The sequence below is a fragment of the Planctomycetia bacterium genome (assembly GCA_034440135.1).
Lineage (GTDB): Bacteria > Planctomycetota > Planctomycetia > Pirellulales > JALHLM01 > JALHLM01.
The window spans coordinates 1-4,862 of sequence record JAWXBP010000070.1 but is presented as its reverse complement, the minus strand read 5'-3'; the positions used below and the strand labels follow the sequence as shown (position 1 = coordinate 4,862).

The following is a 4,862-nucleotide window of genomic DNA, read 5'->3' as shown; positions in this document are numbered from 1 at the left end:
GGGCGTGAGCGGCAGCCGCTCGAGGACGTCGCGCAGGTACGCGTAAGGATCATGGCCGTTGAGCCGGGCGCTCTGGATCAGGCTCATCACGACCGCCGCTCGACGGCCCGCGCGAGCGGAGCCGGCGAAGAGCCAGTTGTTCCTGTTATGCAAAGCTTTTCATAACAGGAATTATCCTCAGCTCTCGATTATGCACGGTTACCATTGGTGGGATCGATCAAGGAAGCGTACACGCCGATCACAGGCCGCAGGCAATTGCCTGACAAGACGATGATCGACGTTTGCGTAGGCGGTGAAATCCAGTGGTGCGATGCCGTGCATAATTACAAGGTCTGAAGGAAGTTCAACACGCGATCTGGCGGTCGATAGCGATGCCGTGTGCCGTGCGGGGCTGGGAGCCGACTCAGTGCCCGTTCCTTCATCGCCAAGTCGGCTTCGACATACATGTGAGTGGTTGCCGTGCTCTCATGTCCGAGCCAGAGCGCGATCACGGTAATGTCTACACCGGCTTGAAGCAGATGCATGGCGATTGAGTGACGCCATATATGCGGAGTGACCCGGTGTTTGGTGAGTTCGGGGTGAGTCGTGGTGGCGATTGTGACGGCCAGCTGCAAGCGCTCGGCGACACTGGTGCGGGTCAGCGGCGTGCCAGATCGGTTTGGAAACATCGGGTCTTCGAGTGCTCGCGGTGACGCGCGAAGCCACTGGCGAATCAGGGCTGCGGTGTTGGCCCACAACGGCACGGAGCGCTCCTTGCGACTTTTGCCATGAATCAGCATGGCGGCACTGCTGCCGAACTGGAAATCGCAGACCCGCATACCGATGAGTTCGGAGACGCGTGCGCCGGTATTGTAGAGTGTTGTGAACATCACGCGATCACGCTGTCCAGTCCAGGTCTTGGCATCTGGTGCGCCGATGATTGCTTCAATCTGCTCACGCGTGAGAAATCCGATGAGCGGTCTGTCGAATCGCTTCATCGGAATCGCCAGTACGGACTGAGTTACCGCCAAGGCCGCCGGTTCCTTGAGACCCGCGTAGTGCATAAAGGATCGGATGGCGGCAAAGCGCGCGTTGCGAGTGCGAGCGCTGTTATGGCGGCGCTTCTCCAGGTCACTCAGGAAGTCGAGTACCAGTGCGGCATTGATGTCTTGCAGGGCAATGTCTGACGGTCGTTTGCCAAGGCGCTGTTGGGCATGGCCGAGTAGCAATCGAAAGCAATCGCGGTTGGCTGCCACCGTACAGCCGCTGGCACGGCGCTGCTGCATCAGGCGTTCGACGAAGAACTGTTGCAGCACGGGTCCGAGCTTGGGCGTCATTGCGTTGGTTTTCATGGGGCAACTCCTGATGGGAGCGGCGGGAGTCGGTTGGCCGCGATTGCCATGAGTTCAGGCGTAGCGGTGACATGCCAATAGGTATCGGTGACGTGGGCGTGCCCCACGTAAGTGGAGAGAGCCAGGATGTTGCGTTCAATGTCGTCGCCGTCTTGGTACCAGCGTTAGAGACGACGGGTGATAAACGTGTGACGAAGATCATGAATGCGAACCAGGCGATGAGCGCCGCGGGCGCTCCAGCCGAGCTGTCGGCGCAGAACCTTGAAGGCGTGATGAATATTTTGGGCGCTCGCGGCGCGGCCATAGTCGAAGGCAAAGAAGTCGTCACGATCATGAGTCAGCGGATCGAGATCGCGTCGCCGGGCATAACGTTGCAGCGCCTGGGCGGTCGTCGAATGTAGCGGAACGAATCTCGACTTGTGGTATTTGCCCTCTCGGACGTGCAGACACTTGCGCGGCAGATCGACGTCGGCGCGCTTCAATCCGGCCGCTTCCGAGATGCGCAAGCCCGTGGCAGCAATGAGCCCAAATAGCGTGGCGCATGCTGCCGCGCACAGACCGCCGACGGGTGTCAAGGTCGACGCTGCGTGAAGCAAGGTGCGGATCTCAGCGACCGTGTAGATATGCGGCGTGAGGCGTCGATGACTGGGGCCAAAGAGGAGCCGTGGCGGAATCTCAGTGCCAGGCTCAAATGAGAGGCAGTATCGAGCAAAGCCGCGCAGTACTTCGACACGGCGCGCGGCGGCCAGACGCCGTCCATGTTCTGACGCAAGCGCCCAGCGACTGGCAATGGCGACGGTGAGGGCTCCGCGGTAGCCGGTATCGTCGGTGAAGCGAGCAAACCGCGCGAGTTGCTGGGCGTCGATGCTCAGATCGAAACCGGCCAGGCGACGCTCGGCGAGATACGCTTGAACCTTCGATCTCATGGTACGTTGAGCGTTCATGAGCGGCTTCCAGGCCATGGCATGGCCACGCGCGACAGCGTCGGCAGATCGACCTTGGCGTAGATCGCCGAGGTGACAAGACAGCGATGACGCAGCACATCGGCGATCTCTTTGAGTGTGGCTCCGCCCTGCACGAGTCGGGTGGCGACGGAATGGCGCAGTACATGTGGGCCACCGACACGGGCTTCGAGCCCGCAGCGTGCAGCTGCGTATCGCACTGCGCTGCGCACGATACAACGCGTGGCCGGCTGACCGACCGGCGGTCGGTGACGCAGGAAGAGAGCGCGCGCGCCCGAATCGGGGCGGCCATGCTGTAGGTAGGCCACGATGGCTTGGCCTGTCGTGGACGGCAACGGCAGTGTGTCCACGCGCCGCCCCTTGCCGCGAATGCGCAGCGTGCCCGCGAGCCAATCGATATCACCCAACTCCAGCCGCGCAACCTCTGCCGTGCGCAGGCCCAGATCCGCGAAGCATCGGGTGATTGCGTAGTCGCGCTTGCCCGTCGCGCACGTGCGATCAAACGCGAGCAGAAGCCGTGTGAGTTCGGACGGTGATAAGGATTTTGGCAAAGTCGCGAGTCGCCACTGCGCAATCCGAGGAATCGCGGCGCTCAGCGTGGTTGTTGGCTCGCCTGAAATGGCCTCGAAGCGAGAATAGCTGCGCAGCGCGTCAGCCATGCCCTGCTTGGATGAGGGCTTCCAGTTGGCGGTAGACTTGGCGAAGAATCCGATCACATCTTGTCGCCGCAGAGAACTGAGGCGAATAGGGCGTACGCCGAATCGGTCGAGTAAGAATGCACGCACGCGAGTTACCCGTACATTGCACGTTACAGGGACCAGTCCGCGCACCTCCGTCATATGGCGTTCGAACTCGCACAGGTCGTGACTGATTGCAGGTGGGTCGGTCGACAACTGTGGCGGAATCAACCGAGCTGTGCGAAGCATCTTCAACAGATGCCTTAGCGCCGGTCGCACGTAATGACGCAATCGAGGTAGACACAGCGCACATCGGCAATGCGGCAAATGCCGGTCGATGAAACCATCAACCGTCGTCTCATCAATATCAGTAAGGACAAAACGACTCGCAACGAGCCAATGCGCGAAATGCGCGATAGTCACTACATAGCTTCGAATCGATCCGGGCGCGTAACCAAGGTCAACAAGATGCTGAACGTAGGCGTCAGCGGTGGACTCCAGCGGTGATCCCGAAAACCAGTCGTGGGTAGCGCGCGTAAGTCTCGGCTTGGCAAGATCGGACATGTCGGCACTCCTTCGGGTGGTAGAACACCGGAAGGAGAGCACTCGAAGTTATGCACGGCAACTTACGCAGCCCGCACCTCAAAACGACTATTAAAATTGCCCCGACTCGCTCGCGCTGAAGTGCAACCGTGCATAATCGAGAGCTGAGGATAATTGCGGCCGAGCGCGATCGGGCGGATGCGGCTCTCGACCCAGTTGTTGTCGATCGGCAGATCGCCGTCGTCGAGGTAACGCGTCAGCGCCGGCCAGCGGCGCAGGCTGTAGAGGATCGCCTTGGCGGTCGCCGAGCCCTCCGGCACCTGGGCGAGTTTGCGCTCGAGCCATGCCTGCAGCGCCTCCGCCACGGGCTTTGCCTTGCGCTGTCGCAGTTCCCGCCGCCCTTATGCATCGAGCGCGAGTTCCTTCGCTTCGCGCTCGACGCCATAGAGCGCGCCGTAGAGCTCGAGCGCCTCGGCGGCGATCTCGCTCTGATGGTTCACATGCAGCGCGTGGAACTTGCGCCGCGCGTGCGCCATGCACCCGACCTCGATCACGCCGTCGCGGAACAGCGCGTCGTAGCCCCCGTAGTCGTCGCAGACGAGCGCACCTCGCCAGTCGCCGAGGAACGCTCGCGCATGCTCGCCGCCGCGACCTTCGGCGAAGTCGTAGACGACGATCTGCTGCGGGTCGAAGGCCGTCGTCCCGTAAGCCCAAAGGTAACTGCGATGCGTGCGTTTCAGGCCCGGCTTGAGCATCGGCAGCGGCGTCTCATCGGCATGCAGCACCGAGCGCTTGAGTAGCAGTGCCTTCATCGCCTCATGCAGCGGCGTGAGCTTCACGCCGCTTACGCCGACCCACTGGCCCTGCGTCGAGCACGGGATCGGGAAGCCGGCTCGGCCGAAGGCCTCTTCCTGACGGTACAGCGCCTGATGGTCGGCATATCTCGCGACCAGCACCTGGGCCACGAGACCCGCCGTCGGGATGCCCTTGTCGATCACCGAGGGCGGCACCGGCGCCTGGATCAGCGTCTCGCAGCGCTCGCAGACCCACTTGCCGCGGATGTGCCGCTCGACCTGCAGGATGCCGGGGATGAAGTCGAGCTTCTCGCTGGTGTCCTCGCCGATGCGTTTGAGCGCACAACCGCAGCCACAGACCGTCGAGTCAGGCTCGTGGCGGATCTCGATCCGTGGCAGCTCCTTCGGCAGCGCCGCGCGTTTCGGGATGCCTTTCGGCCGATCCGCCGGAGCGGCCTTCAGCTCCTCGAGCTCGGTCGCGATCGCCTCGAATTCCTCGTCGATCGACTCCTCGAGGAGGCTCCGCTGCAGCCCCTCTACCTGCTCGCTGCGCTT

Annotated in this window: 3 protein-coding genes and 2 pseudogenes; all 5 read right to left on the bottom strand. The window is 62.2% G+C overall.

Annotated elements, in window-relative coordinates; genetic code table 11:
- Positions 1 to 156, bottom strand: a pseudogene (locus tag SGJ19_03885) (transposase domain-containing protein).
- 167 nt (positions 157 to 323) lie between these two features.
- Positions 324 to 1,331 carry a tyrosine-type recombinase/integrase gene (locus SGJ19_03880; protein MDZ4779374.1) on the bottom strand — a complete coding sequence of 336 codons (1,008 nt, stop codon included), beginning with the start codon at positions 1,329 to 1,331 and terminating at the stop codon, positions 324 to 326.
- A 164-nt stretch (positions 1,332 to 1,495) separates the two neighbouring features.
- Positions 1,496 to 2,275: a tyrosine-type recombinase/integrase gene (locus tag SGJ19_03875; protein ID MDZ4779373.1), complete on the bottom strand. Its 780-nt coding sequence runs from the start codon at positions 2,273 to 2,275 to the stop codon at positions 1,496 to 1,498.
- Complete coding sequence (locus SGJ19_03870; GenBank protein MDZ4779372.1) at positions 2,272 to 3,534, bottom strand: site-specific integrase; 1,263 nt, start codon at positions 3,532 to 3,534, stop codon at positions 2,272 to 2,274. The genes SGJ19_03875 and SGJ19_03870 overlap by 4 nt, the downstream gene beginning before the upstream one ends.
- A 155-nt stretch (positions 3,535 to 3,689) precedes the next feature.
- Positions 3,690 to 4,862 (bottom strand): annotated as a pseudogene (locus SGJ19_03865) (IS66 family transposase).

Excerpts from the sequence above, each read along its gene's own strand:
- SGJ19_03880 (MDZ4779374.1), bottom strand. The coding sequence starts at position 1,331 with ATGAAAACCAACGCAATGACGCCCAAGCTCGGACCCGTGCTGCAACAG.
- SGJ19_03875 (MDZ4779373.1), bottom strand. The coding sequence starts at position 2,275 with ATGAACGCTCAACGTACCATGAGATCGAAGGTTCAAGCGTATCTCGCC.
- SGJ19_03870 (MDZ4779372.1), bottom strand. The coding sequence starts at position 3,534 with ATGTCCGATCTTGCCAAGCCGAGACTTACGCGCGCTACCCACGACTGG.